27 protein-coding genes are annotated in these 22,389 nt (G+C 36.0%); 18 read left to right on the top strand and 9 right to left on the bottom strand.

Going from position 1 to position 22,389, the window contains the following annotated elements:
- Nucleotides 1-118: 118 nt before the first annotated feature.
- On the bottom strand, nucleotides 119-853 hold the full coding sequence (locus A6M14_RS09905; protein ID WP_152874781.1) for a Bax inhibitor-1/YccA family protein: 735 nt from the start codon (nucleotides 851-853) through the stop codon (nucleotides 119-121).
- A gap of 166 nt (nucleotides 854-1,019) precedes the next feature.
- Nucleotides 1,020-1,577, bottom strand: a complete 558-nt coding sequence (gene orn / locus A6M14_RS09900; RefSeq protein ID WP_152874780.1) for an oligoribonuclease — start codon at nucleotides 1,575-1,577, stop codon at nucleotides 1,020-1,022.
- A gap of 123 nt (nucleotides 1,578-1,700) precedes the next feature.
- Here orn and rsgA point away from each other — a divergent pair, with 123 nt between their 5' ends.
- The 4 genes from rsgA (at nucleotide 1,701) to secB (ending at nucleotide 4,033) form a co-directional block, all read left to right on the top strand.
- Nucleotides 1,701-2,759, top strand: coding sequence for a ribosome small subunit-dependent GTPase A (gene rsgA, locus A6M14_RS09895; protein ID WP_152874779.1), 1,059 nt, complete (start codon nucleotides 1,701-1,703; stop codon nucleotides 2,757-2,759).
- Between the two features lie 94 nt (nucleotides 2,760-2,853).
- Nucleotides 2,854-3,261 carry a rhodanese-like domain-containing protein gene (locus A6M14_RS09890; protein ID WP_188110892.1) on the top strand — a complete coding sequence of 136 codons (408 nt, stop codon included), beginning with the start codon at nucleotides 2,854-2,856 and terminating at the stop codon, nucleotides 3,259-3,261.
- A 23-nt stretch (nucleotides 3,262-3,284) separates the two neighbouring features.
- Nucleotides 3,285-3,542, top strand: coding sequence for a glutaredoxin 3 (gene grxC, locus A6M14_RS09885; protein ID WP_152874778.1), 258 nt, complete (start codon nucleotides 3,285-3,287; stop codon nucleotides 3,540-3,542).
- A gap of 35 nt (nucleotides 3,543-3,577) precedes the next feature.
- Entirely contained in the window at nucleotides 3,578-4,033 is a 456-nt protein-coding gene (secB, locus tag A6M14_RS09880; protein ID WP_152874777.1) for a protein-export chaperone SecB, read from the top strand.
- Nucleotides 4,034-4,092: 59 nt separating this feature from the next.
- Here the strand turns inward: secB and A6M14_RS09875 are convergent, their stop codons facing one another.
- Together A6M14_RS09875 and coaBC are read right to left on the bottom strand one after the other, a co-directional pair.
- Entirely contained in the window at nucleotides 4,093-4,485 is a 393-nt protein-coding gene (locus A6M14_RS09875; RefSeq protein ID WP_152874776.1) for a cytochrome b562, read from the bottom strand.
- Nucleotides 4,486-4,562: 77 nt separating this feature from the next.
- A complete protein-coding gene (coaBC, locus tag A6M14_RS09870) occupies nucleotides 4,563-5,837 on the bottom strand; it encodes a bifunctional phosphopantothenoylcysteine decarboxylase/phosphopantothenate--cysteine ligase CoaBC (RefSeq protein ID WP_188110891.1) in 1,275 nt (424 codons plus the stop codon).
- A 113-nt stretch (nucleotides 5,838-5,950) separates the two neighbouring features.
- On the opposite strand from coaBC, the gene radC reads away from it, so the two are divergent.
- Together radC and A6M14_RS09860 are read left to right on the top strand one after the other, a co-directional pair.
- The gene (gene radC / locus A6M14_RS09865; protein ID WP_152874774.1) at nucleotides 5,951-6,637 is read left to right on the top strand and encodes a RadC family protein; all 687 of its coding nucleotides are present in this window, start codon (nucleotides 5,951-5,953) and stop codon (nucleotides 6,635-6,637) included.
- Nucleotides 6,638-6,716: 79 nt separating this feature from the next.
- Complete coding sequence (locus tag A6M14_RS09860; protein ID WP_152874773.1) at nucleotides 6,717-7,628, top strand: bestrophin family protein; 912 nt, start codon at nucleotides 6,717-6,719, stop codon at nucleotides 7,626-7,628.
- Between the two features lie 102 nt (nucleotides 7,629-7,730).
- Here A6M14_RS09860 and A6M14_RS09855 read toward each other — a convergent pair whose 3' ends face one another.
- A complete protein-coding gene (locus A6M14_RS09855; protein ID WP_152874772.1) occupies nucleotides 7,731-8,582 on the bottom strand; it encodes a PHP domain-containing protein in 852 nt (283 codons plus the stop codon).
- A gap of 45 nt (nucleotides 8,583-8,627) precedes the next feature.
- Between A6M14_RS09855 and A6M14_RS09850 the strand changes: the two genes are divergently transcribed.
- Genes A6M14_RS09850 through mnmC form a run of 4 tightly spaced genes read left to right on the top strand, consistent with a single transcriptional unit; the run spans nucleotide 8,628 to nucleotide 12,053 of the window.
- Nucleotides 8,628-9,239 (top strand): septation protein IspZ, encoded by a 612-nt coding sequence (locus tag A6M14_RS09850; RefSeq protein WP_152874771.1) that lies wholly within the window; start codon nucleotides 8,628-8,630, stop codon nucleotides 9,237-9,239.
- A gap of 29 nt (nucleotides 9,240-9,268) precedes the next feature.
- Nucleotides 9,269-9,571, top strand: a complete 303-nt coding sequence (locus A6M14_RS09845) for a YciI family protein (protein ID WP_152874770.1) — start codon at nucleotides 9,269-9,271, stop codon at nucleotides 9,569-9,571.
- Between the two features lie 5 nt (nucleotides 9,572-9,576).
- A complete protein-coding gene (locus A6M14_RS09840; protein WP_152874769.1) occupies nucleotides 9,577-10,080 on the top strand; it encodes an SH3 domain-containing protein in 504 nt (167 codons plus the stop codon).
- A 47-nt stretch (nucleotides 10,081-10,127) separates the two neighbouring features.
- Entirely contained in the window at nucleotides 10,128-12,053 is a 1,926-nt protein-coding gene (gene mnmC, locus A6M14_RS09835) for a bifunctional tRNA (5-methylaminomethyl-2-thiouridine)(34)-methyltransferase MnmC2/FAD-dependent 5-carboxymethylaminomethyl-2-thiouridine(34) oxidoreductase MnmC1 (RefSeq protein WP_152874768.1), read from the top strand.
- A 145-nt stretch (nucleotides 12,054-12,198) separates the two neighbouring features.
- Here the strand turns inward: mnmC and A6M14_RS09830 are convergent, their stop codons facing one another.
- On the bottom strand, nucleotides 12,199-12,513 hold the full coding sequence (locus tag A6M14_RS09830; protein WP_152874767.1) for a rhodanese-like domain-containing protein: 315 nt from the start codon (nucleotides 12,511-12,513) through the stop codon (nucleotides 12,199-12,201).
- 91 nt (nucleotides 12,514-12,604) lie between these two features.
- Here A6M14_RS09830 and A6M14_RS09825 point away from each other — a divergent pair, with 91 nt between their 5' ends.
- Nucleotides 12,605-13,093 carry a YajQ family cyclic di-GMP-binding protein gene (locus A6M14_RS09825; RefSeq protein WP_152874766.1) on the top strand — a complete coding sequence of 163 codons (489 nt, stop codon included), beginning with the start codon at nucleotides 12,605-12,607 and terminating at the stop codon, nucleotides 13,091-13,093.
- Between the two features lie 26 nt (nucleotides 13,094-13,119).
- Entirely contained in the window at nucleotides 13,120-13,620 is a 501-nt protein-coding gene (locus tag A6M14_RS09820) for a DUF4442 domain-containing protein (RefSeq protein ID WP_152874765.1), read from the top strand.
- Nucleotides 13,621-13,673: 53 nt separating this feature from the next.
- On the opposite strand, the gene A6M14_RS09815 is transcribed toward A6M14_RS09820, so the two are convergent.
- The 3 genes from A6M14_RS09815 to A6M14_RS09805 form a co-directional block, all read right to left on the bottom strand.
- On the bottom strand, nucleotides 13,674-14,039 hold the full coding sequence (locus tag A6M14_RS09815; protein WP_152874846.1) for an acyl-CoA thioesterase: 366 nt from the start codon (nucleotides 14,037-14,039) through the stop codon (nucleotides 13,674-13,676).
- Nucleotides 14,040-14,111: 72 nt separating this feature from the next.
- Entirely contained in the window at nucleotides 14,112-14,543 is a 432-nt protein-coding gene (trxC, locus tag A6M14_RS09810; RefSeq protein ID WP_152874764.1) for a thioredoxin TrxC, read from the bottom strand.
- Nucleotides 14,544-15,440 carry an alpha/beta hydrolase gene (locus tag A6M14_RS09805; protein WP_152874763.1) on the bottom strand — a complete coding sequence of 299 codons (897 nt, stop codon included), beginning with the start codon at nucleotides 15,438-15,440 and terminating at the stop codon, nucleotides 14,544-14,546.
- Nucleotides 15,441-15,576: 136 nt separating this feature from the next.
- Between A6M14_RS09805 and A6M14_RS09800 the strand changes: the two genes are divergently transcribed.
- From A6M14_RS09800 to A6M14_RS09775, 6 genes are all read left to right on the top strand, one after another.
- On the top strand, nucleotides 15,577-15,912 hold the full coding sequence (locus A6M14_RS09800; protein ID WP_152874762.1) for a protein tyrosine phosphatase family protein: 336 nt from the start codon (nucleotides 15,577-15,579) through the stop codon (nucleotides 15,910-15,912).
- The gene (locus A6M14_RS09795; RefSeq protein WP_152874761.1) at nucleotides 15,905-16,327 is read left to right on the top strand and encodes a protein tyrosine phosphatase family protein; all 423 of its coding nucleotides are present in this window, start codon (nucleotides 15,905-15,907) and stop codon (nucleotides 16,325-16,327) included. The genes A6M14_RS09800 and A6M14_RS09795 overlap by 8 nt, the downstream gene beginning before the upstream one ends.
- Nucleotides 16,328-16,533: 206 nt before the next feature.
- Nucleotides 16,534-17,904 (top strand): dihydrolipoyl dehydrogenase, encoded by a 1,371-nt coding sequence (locus A6M14_RS09790; protein WP_152874760.1) that lies wholly within the window; start codon nucleotides 16,534-16,536, stop codon nucleotides 17,902-17,904.
- Between the two features lie 141 nt (nucleotides 17,905-18,045).
- Nucleotides 18,046-18,669 carry a CDP-alcohol phosphatidyltransferase family protein gene (locus A6M14_RS09785; RefSeq protein ID WP_152874845.1) on the top strand — a complete coding sequence of 208 codons (624 nt, stop codon included), beginning with the start codon at nucleotides 18,046-18,048 and terminating at the stop codon, nucleotides 18,667-18,669.
- Nucleotides 18,670-18,685: 16 nt separating this feature from the next.
- Complete coding sequence (locus tag A6M14_RS09780; protein WP_152874759.1) at nucleotides 18,686-20,434, top strand: bifunctional alpha/beta hydrolase/class I SAM-dependent methyltransferase; 1,749 nt, start codon at nucleotides 18,686-18,688, stop codon at nucleotides 20,432-20,434.
- A 20-nt stretch (nucleotides 20,435-20,454) separates the two neighbouring features.
- On the top strand, nucleotides 20,455-21,834 hold the full coding sequence (locus A6M14_RS09775; protein ID WP_152874758.1) for a phosphatase PAP2/dual specificity phosphatase family protein: 1,380 nt from the start codon (nucleotides 20,455-20,457) through the stop codon (nucleotides 21,832-21,834).
- Nucleotides 21,835-22,389 lie beyond the last annotated feature (555 nt).

Genomic DNA, 22,389 nt, shown 5'->3' with positions numbered 1-22,389 from the left:
TCACATAATGCCTAAAATTTATAAATTACTAAATTGCATAATGCATCTTTTTTCATTTCTATAAATTTTAAATACAAAAAACGCCCCAAATTTGGAGCGTTTTATTATTTATAGCAAATTAGTCATCGCTATTGAGCATGCCCAATAAACGTAAGAATGAATAATACATCCAAACCAATGTTGCCAATAATGCAATTGCAGATAACCATTCCATTGATTTTGGCGCGCCTTGTGCTGCACCATTTTCAATTAAATCGAAATCTAAAATTAAATTTAAAGATGCAATGACTGCAACAAATGCAGCAAAACCAATTCCAAGAGGACTTGTTTCAAACAAGAATGGAATGCTTGAACCGAAAGCCATACGCATTACAAACTGCACAACAAATACAATGGCAATGGCGATTGATGCAGACATCACCACTGATTTAAATTTTTCAGTCGCACGAACAATTTCGTATTTATACAAACCAAACATCACTAAAGTCGTGACGAATGTTGCCAATAAAGCTTGTAAAGGAACACCTGGATATTTCAATTGGAAAACAACAGAAATACCACCTAAAAAAGCACCTTCAAATAATGCATAAGGAATAGCTAAAGTACGAGCCGTATTGGGTTTAAATGTTGCAATTAACGCAAGAATTAAACCACCAATTGCACCAACCATTGCCCCTGTATATGCAAGTGACAAGTTAGCCGTCATAAACACATAAAAGAAAAATGAAACACCAACGACTGCTGAAATAACAGTAAGAAGAGTTGCCTTTTGAATTGCACCTTGAATGGTCATAGGCGCTGAATAGTCATGTTGGATTTCAACACGAGATAAAATAGGGTTATTACTTTGCATAATAAAACTCGTTGTTATAATTCATCATTCAATTTTATACGTCATCATCTTCATAAAAATGAACAACGTAAATCATTTTTGTAACATGTATAAATTATACGCATATTTTAAGCGTCAGCCAATAAAAAAGAGGCTTTCGCCCCTTTTCGATTACTTATAACAAGTATTAATCTTTATTCATAATAAAGAAATAATCACGATAATATTTAAGTTCTGCAATTGAATCACGAATATCATCCATTGCTAAATGTGATGCATTCTTTTTCAATCCACCCATAATCTCTGGGCGCCAGCGTTTAGCCAATTCTTTTACAGAAGATACATCTAGGTTGCGATAATGGAAAAATTGTTCTAGTTCAGGCATTAAACGGTGCATAAAACGACGGTCTTGGCAAATTGAGTTACCGCACATCGGAGATGATTTTGGATCTACCCATTTTTTTAGAAATTCAAGCGTTTGCTGTTCTGCATCTTGCGCAGTGAGCTTACTACGACGTACACGCTCAATTAAACCCGATTGTCCATGTTGGCGAGTGTTCCACTCATCCATTGCATTAAGCTTAATTGGAGACTGATGTATAGCAAGCACAGGACCTTCTGCCAAAATATTTAAATTATCATCTGTCACAATGGTCGCAATTTCAATAATTTCGTCGTTATCTGTATCTAGACCTGTCATTTCAAGGTCAATCCAAATGAGGCGTGTATCAGGAGTGCTGCTCATAAATGTGCAATCTTATTGGGCTTAAAAACAACATAGTAGCAAATTTCTTGAATGATAGCTGTAATTGTCCCCCTTCTTCGTGCTATTTTTGCCATCTTAGATTCAAGGTTTTTTAGGATATGAATGGCTTTAATTCGTAAACGACGTTTAACCGAACAGCAACAACGTCGTATTGAGAAACAACATAAAACACGTCAAGAAGATTTAGATACTTCAAATGATTTAGAAGGTCTGGTGGTTCAACATTATGGACGCCAACTTGAAGTGCAAACACTCTCGACTCCTGACGTACATCCTGAAAAACCGATTGTTAAAGATGGCGAACCTGAACCTTTTTGGAAACCCATTGAATTGGGTAGCGTTTGGCGTTGTCATACCCGTACCAATTTAGAATTATTGGTGACAGGTGACCGCGTAAAATGGCAAGCAGACCCTATTACGGGTTTAGGTATTATTACTGCCATTCATCCACGTCAATCTTTACTTACACGACCAGATCGTTATCACAAAGTGAAGCCTGTTGCGGCAAATATTAGTTTAATTGTCATTGTATTTGCACCTCTTCCTGAACCTGCTCCAGGTTTAATCGATCGTTATTTAGTGGCCTGTGCAGATGCTAAAATTCCTGCATTATTAGTCATGAATAAAACCGATTTACTCAAAGAAAATGATCCTATTCTAGATTTGGTAAAAGATTACCAAAATTTAGGCTATGAAATCATGCTTACGCAGTCTATGGATAATGTGTCTAAACTTGCGGAAAGATTAGCAGGTGAAACCGTTGCTTTTGTGGGTCAATCGGGTGTGGGTAAAAGCTCAATCATCAATACTATTGTTCCCGATGCAACCCAAAAGACCAATATCATTTCTGAAAACTCTGCGCTTGGTCAGCACACAACAACATCTACCCGCCTGATTGGCTTTGGTGATGGTGCTGCGCTCATTGATTCTCCAGGAATTCGTGAATTTGGTTTATGGCATTTAAACATAGACAAAGTGCAAGAAGGTTTTCCTGAAATTGATAAGCTTTTGGGATATTGCCAATTCAGAAACTGTACGCATAAACATGAAAAACAATGTGCACTGCGTTTAGCGGCACAAAATGGTGAAATTTTACCTCGTCGTTTAGACAGTTTTTTACGTTTAATTGATGAAATTGCTGAAGCTCAGCAAAAAAATTAATTTTTATTCAACATCAGCCCTTGAAGACGCGATTTTGATCGCCATATTTATAGGCTATACTCTTCGACAATATTAAATTGTAATTAGGTGATTTGTGGAACGTTGGTTCGAGTTTATGGGGAATCATCCCCTCTTATTTGGAACACTTGCTGTACTGGTAGTGTTGTTCTTCGTTTTAGAAGGTCAACGTAATGGTCGTAAGATCTCTCCGCAATCTTTAGGCATTTTAGTGAAAGCTAAAAATGCAATGCTTGTAGATTTACGTGACGCTAAAGATTTCAGCGAAGGTCATATTAGCGGCAGCCGTAATATTCCTTACAGCAAAATTACAAGCCATATCGAAGAGTTAAAAACAGCAGAACGCCCAATCGTGTTTATCTGTAACTTAGGTCAAGTTGCAGGTACAGCATTACAACAAGTGGGTCACTCAGATGCTTATCGCTTAGATGGTGGTGTTAGCAATTGGAAAGCTCAAGGCTTACCACTTGTGAAAGCAAAATAATTTACGTTTCAGGAGAAAATAGAATGGCTAAAGTGACTATTTATTCAACAAATTCATGTCCTTACTGCGTTCGTGCAAAACAACTTCTAGAACGTAAAGGTATCGAATACAACGAAATTAATTTATCTCAAGAACCTGCTGAAGCACGTATTGAGTTGATGCAACGCACCAACCATCGTACTGTTCCACAGATTTTTATTGAAGATCAATTTATTGGTGGTTTTGACCAGCTTTATGCTTTAGATCGTGAAGCGAAACTAGACCACTTAGTAGTAGCGTAATTTTTAATTAACTTAGAAATATTAAGGATCCAATAATGAGTGAACAAGAAACTCAACCACAATTAGCATTAGAACGTATTTACACTAAAGATATTTCTTTTGAAGTTCCTGGCGCTCAAGTTTTTACCAAAGCTTGGGAACCTGAATTAAACATCAATCTTTCATCTTCTGCTGAAAAAATTGATGAGACTCACTTTGAAGTTTCTTTAAAAGTGATTGTTCAAGCAGAAAATGCTGGCGAAACTGCTTTTATTGTTGATGTAACTCAATCTGGTATTTTCTTGGTTGATGCTGTTGAAGAGGAACGCCTTCCATATATTCTTGGTGCATACTGCCCAAATATTTTGTTCCCATTCTTACGCGAAGCTGTAAATGATATGGTAACAAAAGGTAGTTTCCCTCAATTACTTCTTACTCCAATCAATTTTGATGCTGAGTTCGAAGAAAATATGAAACGTGCTCAAGCTGCTGCTGCCGAAGGCAATGCATAAGCGTTAAGCAAAAAAAGACCGCATAATGCGGTCTTTTTTTATGTTTGAATATTTTAAAATTAAAATCGATACGCTTTATGACCTTGTTTCTTAATTTCATTAAATTTCTCTGAAATCAATTTAGCTTCATCTAATTTATTTTCATGTACAAGATGTTGTGCATGCTCAATTTCAATAAATAAGCGATTAAAGGTTTCTTCGTACGCGATAACTTTCGCATCTGTTTCAGCCAATTTTCTTAATTTTTTGGGCTTATTTTCCTTTGCCAATTGCGTTGCATTCGCCATTTCAGCTAATGCTTTATTCGCCACGTCAACATTTTGTGCTTGATCAAATACTTTAGAGTTTTTAGCCAAAGATTTCATTGCATCTTCTAATGGTTCTGCTGCCTGTGCAGTAGCTAAAATTAAAAATGTCGCACTAAATAATCCTACTTTTATAAATTTGTTCATTCCTTTCCCTTTTGAGTTTGCAAAAAAAATGCAGCCTAGGCTGCATTTAATATGGAACAAATTTCAAACGCTGTAAATTAAAAATCTTCTTCAATTTCAGCTGTATGATTTAAAGCATCGTGAATTGCATCCACCAATTGTTGTGAAATTTCCTGCTTAGATGCTTTTTCTAAATCACGTTTTTGCATTTGATAATGATCGGCAAAAAATACGGTCATTGCATTTTGATCTGATGCAAAGCCAATATCGGCTCGTGAAACATCATTACATGCAATCATATCGAGTTTTTTCGCAACCAATTTCCCTGCGGCATATTCTTCAACATTGCGTGTTTCCGCTGCAAAGCCCACCATAAATGGTCGTTTCGCTTGCTGTGCAATAGTTGCCACAATATCAGGGTTTTTAACCAATGACACATTGAGTTCATCACCTGATTTTTTAATTTTATGCTCAGCAACTGATGCCACTCTATAGTCTGCAACTGCGGCTGTCGCGATAAAAATATCACAGCCTTCATCTAGCATTTGCATACTTGTATCAAGCATTTGCACCGCAGATTGAACATTAATACGGCGCACGCCATTTGGCGTATCTAAGCTTACAGGCCCAGCAATAAGCGTAACTTTTGCACCTGCCGAATAACACGCTGCTGCTAAAGAAAAGCCCATTTTCCCTGTACTATGATTTGAAATATAGCGCACAGGATCAATAGATTCACGTGTTGGCCCTGCGGTAATCACCACATGCTTACCTGCCAATTGACCAAATTTTTCAGCAATTGTACGTTGCGCTTTATGGAAATATTCAGTCACTTGATAAGCAAGTTCCTCAGGCTCAGGCATACGTCCTAAACCAATATCCCCACACGCTTGCGCACCTGCATCAGGCATAATGACATGCACACCATCTTCAACAAGCGTATTTAAATTTCGTTGCGTTGCTTTAGCTGCCCACATTTGCTGATTCATTGCAGGAGCAACCCAAACAGGTGCTTTGGTCGCTAAATATAAAGTTGAAAGTAAATCATCTGCCAAACCTGCTGCAAATTTTGCCAAGGTATCGCAAGATGCCGGTGCAACAAGGACAAGATCTGCCCAACGCGCTAATTCAATATGCCCCATTCCTGCTTCAGCTTCAGGATTTAATAATTCCGTATGAACAGAATTCCCCGATAAAGCTTGAAATGTAAGTGGCGTGATAAAGGCTTGTGCACCTTTGGTCATCACAACGCGAATATTAAAGCCAGCATCTTTTAAACGACGAACTAAAATCGCACTTTTATATGCAGCAATACCGCCTGTTACAGCGACAATGATATTTTTATTTGGAATTACACTCAGGTCAAAACTCACAAACAGCTTACCTTTCTGTTGCAGTGGCGCTCACAATATCATTAAATAATACCTTTCCCAAGTATGTGACTTGGGAAAATATCTTACATTTATAATAAATAAGTCTTAAAACAATGAATTTTTCTATTAAAAACTGGCCCGAACAAGAACGGCCACGTGAACGGTTAATGCAACAAGGTGCGGCAAGCTTATCCGATGCTGAACTTCTTGCTATATTTTTACGTTCAGGCTCACAACAACATTCCGCTGTAGAATTGGCGAGAATCTTAATTCAACATTTTGGTGATATTACCGCTTTACTTGATGCATCTTTGGAAGATGTAAAACACTTTCATGGCATAGGAAATACCAAATATGCACAATTGATGGCTGTAAAGGAACTCGGTCGTCGCTATATTTCACAACATTTAAAACAAGAAAAATTAGAAATCAGCAACTCAAAATTACTGATGGATTTTTTGAAATTTGAACTGTTAGGAGAGACTCAAGAAGTGTTTGCAGTGTTATGCCTAGATGCACATTTAAGAAAAATTTCATTTAAAAAATTATTTTATGGTTCGATTAATTCGTGTGAAATATCCATGAATCAACTTCTTCGTTTTGCCATTAGCCAACATGCGACTTCAATTGTGATTGCACATAATCATCCATTTGGTTCAGCTCAACCTTCTTCGGCAGATTTACGCCTCACACAACAGATTAAAAAAGCCTGCGAAATGGTTGAAATCAACTTAGTCGATCATTGTATTATTTCGCCCGATGGTACATTTTCTTTTGCTGAACAGCATCTTCTAAAATAAGGTTAAGCTTTTGTTAATAAAGTTGACAAATAACGCTTAACCCATGAAGATCAACCCAAAATAGTGATGATTCTAATAAATGATTGTTCGAGAACAGGCAAGTATATTTAAGCTTCTATTTTCATGGAAAGGTACAATTTTACCTAAAGTTCTTCCGCCTTTGGGTGTCGTGATGCTGTTGTCGACCATTATTGGTGGTCTGTCTTATATTGGCTTTTTTAATTTTCCAGAATTACCGCTTGTTGGCTTCACCTTAATTGGTGTTGTTCTTTCTATTTTCTTAGGTTTTAAAAACTCTGCCTGTTATGACCGTTGGTGGGAAGCGCGTAAACTTTGGGGGTTATTAATAGCCAATGCTCGCCATTTTGACCGTGATTGTAGAATGCTCAGTCAAGGTCGTCGCGAACGTGTGATTCATCATGTGATTGTGTTTGCAAATGTACTTCGAGATCGTTTGCGTCATCAAACAGCAAATCCAACTGAACTTGTTGAAACCAGTGGTATGAGTCAGCAAGCTTTGACCCAACTTTATCAACAAGTGAATGCTCCTCAATACACATTAAGCCTGATTCAATGGGAGCTAATGCAAGCCCTAAAAGATGGTGAAATTTCCGATATTATTTATACGCAAATGAATGCACATGTAACTGAACTAAGCTTGGTTCAAACAGGTTGTGACCGCATTGCAACAACACCATTACCTTTTGCTTATTCTGTACTGTTAAACCGTACCGTTTACTTTTTCTGTTTTATGTTGCCATTTAGTTTAGGTTCAACACTTGGACTAGCAACACCACTTTTAGTGGGTATTTTGGCATATACCTTTTTAGGTTTAGATGCTTTAAGTTCTGAAATTGAAGAACCCTTTGGTACGCAAAGTAATGATTTACCTTTAGATGCCATGGTTCGTACAATTGAAATTGAATTATTAGGTACTTTAGGCAAACCTACACCACCGCCTATTCAAGCCATGGATCATAATTTACTTTAAATTTTTTGACCTCTCCTCTTACGAAACCATGTTTCTCATCTCCTATAAAGGGAGGAAACTCCTTCTCCCTTAGGGAGAAGGTTGGGATGAGGGAAATATAAATTAAACAAAACTCTCCCAAATACCCATTTGCCCTTCTTTCACTCGTGGAATATTTCCCAAACGAATCCAAGGCATATTCTCGCCATGAAAGTCACTTCCGACGGATACTTTCAAACCAAATTCAGCAATCATGCGATCGACCATTTGTCGTGTTGATGCAGGCTCAACCGCAGGTGGAAGTTCTACAGCATCTCCACCAAATTTAGCGAATATTTCAATTAAATAACGAATATTGGTTGCAGATAAATCGTAGCGTGTAGGATGTGCAAGTACTGCAAAACCACCACTTTGATGAATAATATCTACAGTTTCTGCTAAGCCTAAGCCATCAAATTTTACGTAGGCTTTTTTGCTCTCCTTAATGTATTTATCGAAAGCCTGTTGTGGTCGACTTACAAACTTCTTTTCCACTAACACTTTTGCAATGTGAGTTCGTGTAACTCGATCAGGAATATGATCAACCTTCGCAATAACATCTAAATAGATATCTTCACCAATTAGAGGCGTTAGCAAATCGCAAATTTGTTTAGCACGTTCTGCACGAATCTTTTTTTGTTGCTCAAGTAGTGCTTGTAAAGGTGCAGGATTTTGCATATTTAATGCAACCACATGAACACCATAAGATTTTTTTGTCGCAGGACGTGACCATTGACTAGATATTTCAACACCAGAAATAATCTTAATCTGAGCATCTTTCACCGCTTGCTCCGCTAAAATCAGACCATCCATCGTGTCATGGTCTGTTAATGCAAGCGTGTGAATGCCTTTTTCAATGGCTGCATGCACAAGTTGCTCTGGAGACAAAGTTCCATCAGAAATATTACTATGTGTATGTAAATCTATGCCTTCCATCACTTATACTATGTCAATTATTTAATCAGATTTAGATACTCTAACATGAAAGCACTTTTAGACTTTGTGCCACTCATTATTTTCTTTTATTTATATAAAACTGTAGATCCTAAGAATACTGAGCATCCGCTATTACAATTTATTGGTTCTACAGGGGGCGTAGATAATAATAATATTTTAGTTGCAACCACAGGCTTAATTTTTTCAATGTTGTTGGTATACGGTGCTTTGTTCTTTATTCAAAAGTTCCGTTTAGATAAACAACAATGGATTGTATTGTTTATGACGGTTATTTTTGGTGGCATCACCTTGATGCTTTCAGATGATTTTTACATTAAATTAAAAGCAGCTTTACTGAATTTAGTGTTCTCTGGTGCATTTTTGCTTTCACCATTTTTCACTAAAGATAAAAAGCCACTCATTCAACGTTTATTTGGCCCCGTCTTTAACTTAACTGAAAAAGGTTGGAAAAATTTAAACTATGCTTGGGCTGCAATGTTTGCTGTCATGTCATTTTTGCATGTATTTTTTGCATTTCTTTATGCAAATGGAAAATATTGGGGTGAATTCACCGCATTTGGTGACATGATCGTGATGTTTTCCTTTATTATTATTCAGTTTATTGTATTACGAAAATACTTTAAATCTTCTGAATAACTATTTTGCTATAAGAAACGGATTAAAACATGCCATTTTTCGTCGTAAGCTGTACAGATCATGAAGGGACAGTAGAAAAACGCTTAGCCGCTCGTCCTGCACATGTAGAACGATTACAAAAACTAGATGATGAAGGTCGTTTAATTGTGGCTGGCGCTATGCCAAAAGATCCAAGTAATCCTCAAGCAGGTTTTTACGGTAGTACAATTATTGTCGAGTTCGACAGCCGTGAAGCACTTGATGCTTGGTTAGCAGAAGAACCATTCTTGAAAGAAGGTGTTTATAGTCATATTGACGTTAAACCTTTCAATAAAGCATTTCCTAAAGGATAAGGTATATGCGTATCGTTGTTTCTAGTGTTTTAAGCCTCACACTATTAGGTTCAGCTGCTTGGGCTGTTGAACCAACTCCTGCAGTGGTCGCTCCGACTCCAACGCCTGCAGTTACGGTCGCACAAAATCCATTACAACCGATTCCTGCGGATAAACCAACGACCGCGCGTAATACTATTGTAGGAAATACGCCTCAAGATATCGAAAATAAAAAGCTGACTGCTGAACAAATTGCTAAAAATAAAGTGCTACACGAAGCGAAAGTGAAAGCTTTAGTGAGTGATCAAGCAACACGTTTACAGCAACTTGAAAAAGCCAATTTAGATGCTTTAACTCAAAACCAAGAGTTACAATTGAAAAATGATAATTTAGGCGTTCAAGTTCAAGTTTTACAAAGTGAACGCAGCGCTCAAATGTTTTTGTATGGGGCAACGACCCTTGCTGTTGGCGTATTACTTGGCTTCTTAATTGCAAGTTATGTATATGCAAAACGTCGTCGTCAGTGGTAAAGCTTTTACATTCTTAAATTAATATTTGATTAAAGGTTACATATTTTTTGTCTAATGTCATTCAAACTGCCAATCTCGATTGGCATCCTGTAGATGGAATTGATGTTCCTTTTTCAAAGCAATTTAGTGATATTTATTTTTCAAAAGATAATGGTCTTTTAGAAACTCGCCATGTGTTTTTAAATGGTAATGATCTTCCTGTTCGCTTAAAAAACTTAAAAGATTTTGAATATTTTTGTGTGGGTGAAACAGGTTTTGGTACAGGCTTAAATATTCTTGCTTTATGGCAATTGTGGCAACAAATTCGCCCAAATAACCAAAGTCATCTTCATGTTATTTCTGTCGAAAAATTTCCACTCACCAAAGAAGATTTAATCCGTGCTTTAAATGTCTGGCCAGAATTAAGCAATTTATCGGCTCAACTCATTGAACAATACCCGCTTCCCATTGCAGGTTGCCATCGTCTTTCATTTCCTCAAGATCATTTTTCCATAGATTTATGGTTGGGCGATGCCCACGATATTTTCCCTGTCATGGAAAAAACCAAAGCGGTAGATGCATGGTTTTTAGATGGTTTTGCACCGTCTTGCAATCCAGATATTTGGGAAGAAAATGTTTTAAAAAATCTTGTCCGCTTATCTGATATTGGAACGACTTTTTCATCCTTTAGCGTTGCGGGTGTTTTGAAACGCGGTTTAAAGGAAAATGGAATTACCGTTTCACGTCCTCGCGGTTTTAAGCACAAACGTGAAATGTTAAAAGCGATTTGGGAAGCACCTGAAACAACCGAAGATTTGAATCATTCATCTGAAAAAAATATTGAATTATTATCTAACCAAGAAGAAAAACTCAAAGAAGAAGCTCAATCACATTTTAAACAACGCCAAATTGCGATTATTGGCGCAGGAATAGCAGGTTTAAGCTCAGCGTGGGCATTTGCTCAACGAGGTCATAAAGTTGTCATTTACGACCAATCAGCGCCTCTTTCTGGTGGTTCAGGCAATCCACTTGCATTGTTAAATCCAAAACTTTGTCCCATCGAACAAAGTTCAGAACATTTAATGACTTTGGCTTGGCAACATGCAATTCGTCATTACCAAAAGTTTGATGCATTTCGACCAATTCAAGTGAATCAATTGGCTTTGAAAAATGCGGATGATTTGCTTTGCTTAGCCGAACAATATCCTCAAAATGTGCTTAAAGCGCAAAAAGAAAATGCAGGTGATTTATACACTGAATTTTCAAGCTTAAACCTATTACATGCGGGTGCGGTATCACCACATCAATTACGTGATCAAATCTTAGAATATCCGCTCATTCGCTTCGAACAAGCAGAGATTACTCAAGTCGCTCAAAGCGAAACTGGCGTTGCTGTTTGGTCAGATAATCAAATTATCAAACACTTTGATCATGTGATTGTTTGTGCAGCTCGGAATAGCCAACGACTCTTTGAAAATTACCCAAACTTAAAGCCAATTCGCGGTCAAGTGAGTTGGGTTAATAATGAAAATCAACCATTAGCCATGCATCAAGCACAGAGCTATGGCGGTTATTGCATGCAGTTAGATGCTCAACATTTAATTTTGGGCGCGTCATTTTATCCAAATAGAGATGATAACGACGTTTTATTAGAAGACCATGTTCATAACTATAATCTTATCCACAGTGTATTTCCTGAATATGCGGAAAAATTAGCAGATGTTTCAACTTGGCAAGGTCGTGCTTCGGTTCGAGCACAAAGTCAGGACTATTTCCCTCTTTTAGGAAAATTGAATCCTAAAGATGAAATTTATACTTTTGCTGGCTTAGGTTCTAAAGGCTTTTTATTTGCGCCACTTTGTACCGAAATTTTGATTTCTCAAATTTTAGGTGAAGCTTGTCCTGTTCCTTCAAGTTTAGTCAAAAAATTGAGTGCAACTCGTTTTCAAAAGAAAGTAAAAGCAAAAAAGCCTTATTTTAAGCCTCAGCTTTAAAGCGACTCCCTTTTTCAAAGAGAAGTTGGGAGGGATGAAATATTAAAAACATTATTTCCCCTCACCCTAGCCCTCTCCATTAGGGAGTGGAAATAAACTTCTCGACCAACAAAAAAAGCGCCTTTCGGCGCTTTTTATTTTGCATTTATGCACCTTGTTCTAAGGGCAAGCCTGCATCACGAGCGGCACGAGTACCCCCCATTAATACAACATATTCACGCTGACTATCGAAGCCTTCTAATAATTCAGCAGCACGAGGTGCTTTACTTCCACCACCACATAAAATGTAAATGGGTTGATCCGCTGACACTTGAGTTAAACTATCTACTGATAAGCTAGTAATGGGCTGATTCACAGCACCTTTAACATGTGCTTCAGCAAACGCATTTGTATCTCGTACATCCCAGATAATTGAATTTTCTGGAAACTCAAATGATGTAATATCTTGTTTACGGATCATTACGCACTCCTTTGATGTAAACAGCACTTGGCAAATGAAGAAAACATCCCTAGCATCTCAGATATTCTTTCCACTTGTAAAGGTCTAAAATATGCCATCTTTCGATATTGTTTCAGAATTAGAGATTTTTGAAGTAAATCATGCAGTTCAAAACACTGAAAAAGAAATTGCGACACGTTTCGATTTCCGTGGACAAGATGTAAAAATTGAATTGAGTGAAAAAAACAAAGAAATCAAAATTTCAACTGAAAGTGATTTCCAATGTGAGCAAGTTTATAGCATGCTCGAAAATCATTTCTTTAAGCGCAAAGTAGATATTCAAGCGCTTGATCCACAAAAAATGACGGCATCTGGTAAAAATGTCATTCAAGTGATCAAACTTAAAGATGGTCTTGACTCAGATACTGCGAAAAAAATTAATAAAGCCATTAAAGAAAGTGGCATTAAAGCGCAATCTTCTATTCAAGGTGACAAAATTCGCGTGACAGATAAAAAACGCGATACTTTGCAACAAATTATGGCTTTCTTAAAAGAGCAACAATTTGGCGTACCTTTGCAGTTCAATAACTTTAAAGATTAAGGCAAAACTGCCTAAAAAGGACATTCATGGCTCAGATCAATCGCTTATCGAAACTTGTTAAAACGACGTCTAAATTTCCAAAGAAGATTCGTAATGTACTGTGGAACAAAGCTTTTGGTCGAATTGTTCCAATGGTTGGCACAGCAAAAGTTCAATATATAGAAATGCAGTCCAATAAAGTTGTGGTTCATCTTGCGAATCACAAAGGCATGCAAAACCATATTGGGCAACTTCATGCTTGTGCAATGGCACTTATTGCAGAAACAGCAACAGGATTTGTCACCGCAATGAATGTTCCAGATACTGCAATTGTGCTGATTAAAAGCTTTAAACTTGATTTTAAGCGACCAACTAAAGGTGCAATGACTGCTGTAGCAACGTTAACGACTGAGCAACAGCAGCTTATGCAAACCACAGCAAAAGGTGAAACTTTGGTCTCTGTATCTGTTACAGATGAAAGCAATGAAGAGCCGATTCAATGTGAAATGCTATGGGCTTGGGTGTCTAAAGATCAGTTAAAAAAATAAATGATCTTTAAAATAAAAAATCCCAGATTTATATCTGGGATTTTTTATATCTATTACTTTTGAGATTCAGCATATTTCAACTTAACTTCTTCAGGAATTTGACGTTTATTGCCTTTTACATCTACAGCAACAAAAGTGAAAACACCTTCAGTGACACGTTTTGCTTCACGTGAACTATCGTGACTATCCCAAACTTCAATTTGCATTTGAATTGAAGTATTACCCACCTTTAAAATTTTGGTGTAACAACTAATCACATCCCCCACTTTTACAGGTACAAGGAATGTCATTTGATTAATTGAAATGGTTGCACAGCGTCCTTTACTAAAGCGCTCTGCATGAATTGCACCAGCCAAATCCATTTGCGACACAATCCAACCACCAAATACATCGCCACTCCAGTTTGTATCTGCTGGCATTGCAATAGTTTGAAGGGATAGAGTACCTTCAGGCTTTACATGAGAATCTGACACGTTCACTCCAAATTGAGTTTATTTATGGGCATTTAACTGTTGATCTAACCACTGTTGTAACTCGGTCGATCTTAATGCTCCGCTTATTCTAGCAATTTCGTTGGTTTTATTCATTAAAACCAATGTAGGAATACTGCGAATATTAAATGCGGCACTAAGTCGAGGGTTTGCTTCAGTGTCTATTTTAGCGAAAACTACATTTGGATAATGCTTAGCGACTTGAGCAAAATGCGGTGCCATCATTTTACAAGGACCACACCATTCTGCCCACAAATCAATCAAAATAGGTAAATCACTATTTGAGATGAAATTACTAAAATTTTTCTCATTCAGCTCAATGGGTGCTAGCGGAATTAATGTATCGTGACATTGTCCACATGAAGGGCTTTGAAAGAAGCTTTCCTCAGGCACACGATTTTTCGCACCACATTCAGGGCATACAATAATCATCTAACAGGCTCCAAAATGCTGTTGTAGAAATTCTAATTGGGTTGAAATTGCTTTTTCAAACCATTTCCCATGAAAAATATCATAATGTTTCATATTCCACTCATGATATTCGACATAAGGGGCAATATTTGTCGCAGTTTCACGGCTAGACTCAATAGGAACAATGCTATCTTGCTCTGCTGCAATAAATAACGCAGGTACAGAAATTTTTCGTACGATTTGTATAGGGCGATAACGCATTAAACTAAATAATGCCCGTGCAGGAATTTCTCCACTACAAAAATAATCCGTATTTAGAATAGATAAATATCCTTCATAACTATCATTTGACGGTAAAAAACATAAGTTTGATGTATCTACAACTGGAAGGGTTTTCGGCAACAAACCGACTTTAGCGCCCATATAATCTTGAGTAGATATTTTTAGTGCTTTAGATAATTGCTGTAACGGATAATTCTTTACACTTGCAGCCCCATCGACATATGGAACTTGAGCAATCACCGCTTTAATATTTTTTAATGATGATGCCAACGATAAGACATAGCCGCCACTTAAACCTGTGCCCCATAAAACTATGCGTTCTGCATCAATAGATTGCCGTTCGCTCAAATGTGAAATCATGGTACGCCAATCATCTAACTGGGCTTTTAAAGACACCAATTCACGAGGTCGCCCTGTACTTCCGCCCCAATATCGATAATCAAATAAAACAACGGCATAACCTGCTCGTGCAAATTTTTTCGCAAATTGAACGAGCTTAAACTGACGTAAAGCTGCCAAACCATGCGCCATAATAATAACAGGTGGTTTTTCTATATTTTTAGGATGATAAAAATCTGCAGCAATGACATCTTGCCCACTTTTCACATATAAGGGTTCAACCGTATAAGCGAACATATGCACTCCATGGCAATTTTTTAATTATCTATATGCATAAAAACTTATCTATAAAAATGAAAGAACAATGCGTTCCTTTTTCATCATAATGCTATCATAAAGCATAAATGTATTGATGAACTTATGGAGTAATGAAATGAGTGAAAATGTAGGATTTGCAGGTCAAATTGCGCCAGAACATGTATCTCAAGTTGTTGAAAAAGGCTTTAAATCGATTATTAATAATCGTCCAGATATGGAAGGTGGTCCTGATCAACCAACAAGTGCTCAAATTGAAGAAGTTGCTCGTACTGCAGGTCTAAACTATGTTCATCAGCCTGTTGTTGCAGGTCAAATTACTGAATTAGACGTACGTGCTTTTGCAAATCATTATAACGAATTACCAAAACCCGTACTCATGTTCTGCCGTACTGGTAATCGCTCAAACAACTTATTCCAACTTGCAAAACAAATGGATTTGTTAGATGACTAATCATGTCTTCAAAAGACTTATTTGTTGTTTGATTTTAAGCTGCTCCACGACAGTTTTTGCAGAAGAAAGTTTAAGTAAAGCATTAACCAATACACTTAGTGTTTCAGGTCAAATGTCTTCTGAAAAGTTTAGTCAATTATTACAGCAAGGCTTTAAATCTGTTGTAGTGAACCGACCAGACAATGAAGAAGGAAATAAAGTTAAAGTTAGTGAATTAAGAGAAATTGCGGAACGTCAGCATGTGAGTGTAATTTATCAGCCTGTCACGAGCGGTAAAATTACTCAAACAGACATTGCGGAATTTGCCAAATATTATAATGAACTACCAAAACCAATTTTAATGGTTTGCCGAAGCGGAACTCGCTCAAGTACATTATTTAATCAAGCAAAAACACAAGGCTTACTCCATGAATAAATTTTTAATTGTGCTACTTTGCTCTGCATCACTTTTTGGATGTAGCTCTATGGAACTTAAACCTACTGTTGGCATCAGCATGGGTACAACAATATAGTCAAACTAAAACGGCAATTCATTGCCGTTTTTTTATTTACAAATAAGCATAATTTCAGCCTATAAATATGATATGAATAATATAAATTCATTTAAATTTATAATTCACTATGTACGATATTATTATTATTGGTGCTGGAACGGCAGGCATTGCAGCGTATAAAGAAGCTGTTAAATACACACAAAACATCCTCATTGTAAATGATGGGCATTGGGATACAACCTGTGCCCGTGTCGGTTGCATGCCAAGTAAAGTCCTTATTTCAACGGCCAATCGTATGTATGATATTCAACATGCAGATGAAGTTGCGCTAAAAGTAAAAAGCACGATAGATACATCAAATGTGATGTCACATGTAAGACAGCTACGAGATCGTTTTACAGCAGCCACAATTAAAGATGTAAATAGCTGGTCTGATGCACATAAAATTTCAGGAAAGGCATCATTTAAAAATAAAAATACAATTTTCATGAATAATCAAACATATCAGGCTAAATCATTCATTATTGCAGTCGGTTCTACCCCAACCTTTGAACAAAAATGGAAAGATGAATTAGGTGATCGCCTCATTACATCAGATCAAGTTTTTGAGCTAGAAACATTACCAAAATCTATAGCTATAATTGGTAGCGGTGTAATTGCTATTGAGCTTGCACAAGCTATGCATCGTTTAGGAGTGGATACAACTGTATTTGCTAGAAGTCGGAAGGTTGGGGCTTTAACAAGCCCAAACCTACAAAAACTTGCACAACAAACATTGAGTAAAGAATTTAATATTAAGTTTGAAGTCTTGCCTGAATTTGTAAGTAAAACTGTAGATGGAGTGAATATTCAATTTATTGAAAATAGCCAACCACAAAATATAGATGTCGAGTATTTACTTGTCGCAACAGGACGACGTAGTTATTTAAATACGCTTCATTTAGAAAATATTGATGATTCATTCAACGATTTAAAAACTCTTCCTGTCGACCCTAAAACCAAGCAACTCGCAGATTTTCCTATATTTATTACAGGTGATGCATTGACCAACACCCCACTTCAACATGAAGCTGCAAATGAAGGTCGAGGTGCTGTTCATAACTGTTTAAATTATCCACAGATTAAAAATATTAAAACACTCACACCATTAAGTATAGTGTTCAGTTCACCTGAAATGGCAACAGCAGGACGAAGCTATAAACAGTTAAAACAGCAAAATATTGATTTCATTACAGGTTTTGTTTCTTATGAAAAACAAGGACGTGCAATTGTTCTAGGTAAAAACAAAGGTGCGATTGAAGTTTATATAGATAAAACAACTAGAAAAATTTTAGGTGCAGAGCTTTTTGTAGACTCGGCTGAACATATGGCACATTTACTTTCATGGATGATTAATCAAGAAGTCACTTTAGATGATGTTCTCGATCAAGCGTACTACCATCCAACACTTGAAGAAGGTTTGAGAACAGCATTTAAACATGCAAGAAGGCAATTTTAAGCATCATGAAAAACCAAGTTTTTAGTAAATTTGGTTTTTCATGACTAAACACATGCAAAATTAATCTCACTATCCAGAAAACTTGTGTTTCAAAACACTTTTTGTTTAAATATCAAACTAACAGCAAATAACTCTAAAATAATGCTATCTATTTATGCACTAAAACCAGCCTTTCAAAATTTACTTCGACCTTTTGTTAATTTTCTATATCGTAAAGGAATCACAGCGAATCAAATTACGCTTTTAGCAATGTTTACTTCCTTAGGAATTAGCGCCTTTATTTATTTTTATTTCAACAAATTCTCAGTTAATTATTTTTTACTTATTTATCCAATTTGGATGCTTATTCGCATGGCATTTAATGCAATTGATGGCATGTTAGCACGTGAATTTAATCAACAATCTAACCTTGGTGCATTTTATAACGAGCTGTGTGATGTTATTTCAGATTCTGCCTTATTTTTCAGTTTAATTGTTTTTAGCATCATTAATTCTGAACTCCTCTTATTCATGATTTTTTTATCAATATTAAGTGAATATTCGGGAGTTATGGCTCCTCTCATAGGTAAAGAACGACGCTATGATGGGCCAATGGGAAAAAGTGATCGTGCATTTTGGACGAGTCTAATTACCATCATTTTAATATTCAGTAGTTTATTTGATTTATCAGAAGCACTTTTGTCTTACACCATTAATGGTTTATTCAGTGCAATCTGTATCCTTTTGATTCTTACAACATACAACCGTATAAAAAATAGTATTTAAATTATAGGCTTAAAATATGTATAGCACTTCAAAAAATACTTTTACAAGTTTTGATAACACTGAAATTTTTTATCAACATTGGGAAAGTTCTTCAAATTCAGTACCAAAGAAAGCGATCATCTTATTTCATCGCGGTCATGAGCATTCTGGTCGTATGGCTCATCTAGTTGAAGAACTCCAACTTCCTGATTATGACTTTTTTGCATGGGATGCACGTGGTCATGGTCACTCACCAGGTGAGCGTGGCGATGCACCTAGCTTTTCAGCTTGTGTGAAAGATATTCAATATTTTGTACAACATATTAATGAAAAATACAGTATCACTACTGAGAACATAGCCGTCGTAGCACAAAGCGTTGGCGCAGTTTTAGCTGCGACATGGGTTCACGATTATGCACCTAAAATTCGTGCTTTATGCTTAGCGTCTCCTGCATTTGATATCAAACTATATGTTCCATTTGCAGAACCAGGATTAAGAGCACTAAATAAAATCAAAGGTAATTTCTTTATCCAAAGCTATGTGAAATCTAAGATGCTTACACACGATATAGATCGTGCTGCATCTTATGATTCCGACCCACTTATTGCTCGTGCAATTTCTGTAAGAATGTTACTCGGACTTTATGATGCATCTAAACGTATCGTACAAGATTCATATCATATTTATGTGCCAACTCAAGTATTAACTTCTGGAAATGATTTTGTCGTTTTCCAAAAACCACAACGTGAGTTTTATGAAAAATTGCCACATCCAAATAAAGAGTTTCATGTTCTTGAAGGTTTTTACCATGACACCTTGGGTGAGTTAAATAGAGAAATCGCCTTACATAAAATTCGTCGTTTTATTCTTCAAACATTTAAAGAAGAATACGTAGCACCTCAATTATTAGATGCTGATAAAATTGGGCATAGTTGTGCAATTGCTGAAGAACTAAGTAGTCCACTACCAAAGAACTCGATCAAAAATAAATTTTGGGAACTTACTAAGCAAAATCTTAAGTTTGGTAGTCGTTTTTCAAAAGGTCTAAAAATTGGTGAAGATACTGGTTATGACTCTGGTAGTACTTTAGATTTCGTCTATAGAAATAAAACAGAGAGTAAACATCCGTTAGGTAAGTTAATCGATCAGCGATATCTTAATGCGATTGGTTGGCGTGGTATCCGTGCAAGAAAACAAAATATTGAACACCTACTTGCTAAATACATAAATAAACTTCATGAGCAGAAACGTACCATTCGAATCATGGATATCGCTGCTGGACATGGCCGATATATCTTAGATTCAATTCAGCAATTGCAAAAAAAACCTAATTCAATCTTACTTCGTGATTACAGTGATTTGAATGTTGAAGCTGGACAAAAGCTCATAGAAGAACGAGGTTTAAAAGACATCGGAAAATTCATTCAAGCCGATGCATTTGATGAAAATTCTTTAGCCTCTACAACGCCTAAACCAACAGTTGTTGTAGTTTCAGGGTTATACGAGTTGTTTAATGAAAACTCATTATTACAACAATCTCTAAGCGGTATTTACCAAGCAATGGAAAAAGGTGGTTACCTTATTTACACGGGACAAATTTGGCACCCACAACAAGAATTTATAGCACGGGCACTTACCTCTCACCGTCAAGGTAATGCATGGGTAATGCGACTACGCTCTCAAGCCGAAATGGATGCACTTGTTGAAAATGCAGGCTTCGAAAAAATCGATCAATGTATCGATGATTTTGGAATATTTACAGTTGCAGTTGCGAAAAAAATTTAAATAATTGAGCGATCGTTTAAATGGCCATAACTAATTTGCTAATCAATCATAAAGAAAAAAATACTTGGAAATATGGATTAATTATCCTGCTATTTTTGGCACCATTTTTCTTTTTAACTTATGGTTTTGCAAATGACTACGCTTCAAGTTTAAACAGTGTTCCAAGCATTATGTTTGACTGGGAAAAACATATTCCGTTATGGCCTTGGACGATCGTTCCTTATTGGTCGATAGATCTCTTTTATGGACTTTCATTACTATTATGTTGGAACAAGTTCGAACTTAAGCAACATGCTCTACGTTTATTCTGTGCGCAAGTTATTTCAATAACTTGCTTTTTATTATTCCCACTCAAATTTTCAATGAATCGCCCAGAACTCCATGGATTTTTTGGAATGTGGTTTGATATCTTAATGGGATTCGATAAACCTTTTAACCAAGCCCCATCTCTACACATTGTTTTATTAGTTATCCTTTGGGATTTTTATAGAAGACACAGTAAAGGTCATTTAAAATATTTTGTAGATTTTTGGTCTATATTAATTGGTATTTCAGTGCTGACAACATGGCAACATCACTTTATTGATATTCCAACAGGTGTAATTGTAGGTGTAATCTGTTTGTGGTTATTTCCTATTAGTGTTCAATCACCATTTTCTGAATCAAATCAAAAGAAAACAAATAAGCATTTAAAACTCGGTATCTTTTATTTACTCGGAAGTGCTTTATTAATAATACTTTCAGTCATATTTAAAGGATATATCCTGTGGTTGCTATATCCAGCCCTAAGTTTGCTCATCGTTGCTATAGCATATTTAACAAACCGTGTTCATTTATTCCAAAAACAAACAAATGGGGATTCAACAATAGCCGCGAAAATTATTTTTGCTCCATATACATTTTTTGCTTTTATAAATAGCCGCTTATGGACAAAAAAGAATCCAGATGATTCTTTTATTATAGAGTATAAAAATGTTCGAATTTACTTAGGAAGATTTCCAAGTACAAAGCATCAAACCAACTATGATGCATTATTTGACTGCTGTGCCGAAATTCCAAGAAACACCCATCTTAATAGCTATACTCATTATTCGACATTAGATTTAATACCAGTTCAATCTCAACAACTTGATATAACTACACAAGAATTTAATAGACTTTTCGACAATATCAGGTCATCCGACTCTTCAGCATTACTTATTTACTGTGCCTTAGGATATTCAAGAAGTAGTGCTATTTTAATTGCTTGGTTAGTTCAACAAAAGGTATTTAATACAGTTGAAGATGCATTAAATACAATTAAAACTGCTAGACCTTGGATTGTATTGAGTAATGAGCAAATTCAGGAAATTGCTTTCTTTCATCAAAATCTAGAATCAAATAAAGATAACAAAGAATAGTATACAAGATTTAAAATTTATACTCATTAGCGAGCTTTTAAAATGTGCAAAGACCTTATGTTTAAGTTCTTATTTCTGCATATTTTTATCAATAATCATATTCATCAACTTGCCTAGTAATTTTTTAAATTATAGTTTAGTGATTATTCTGACTGTAATTTTATTAATTCAGCATTATTTTTATATTCGGATAGAATTAGATTTAAATATTTTCAAGCATCTTTCCGAACTCAAAAATATTGATCAAGATAAAGCTCTTATGCTACTCGATGAGACTTTTCTTGAATTAGATTTAGTATCGGACAAAAAAATTAATCGTACACTAATTGAAAGATTTAAAGGCTGTAAGAGGTTAATAAAAAATCAAATTATTCTGATATCTTTGCAATACATTTGTCTTATTATTTTAATTCTATCCACTTAATCACCACTAACAGTTTAATATTTATAACTCCATTAACATCTCTTATTTTTCATATTTCTAATTTTATATACATAAAAAAACACCCCCTGTCATAAGACAGGGGGTGTTTTAGAATTAATGAGCTGGCGATG

The organism is Acinetobacter portensis (genome assembly GCF_009372215.1).
GTDB classification, from domain to species: Bacteria; Pseudomonadota; Gammaproteobacteria; order Pseudomonadales; family Moraxellaceae; genus Acinetobacter; species Acinetobacter portensis.
Note: the sequence above shows the minus strand (reverse complement) of the source record. Positions and strands in the feature narration are given on the sequence as shown.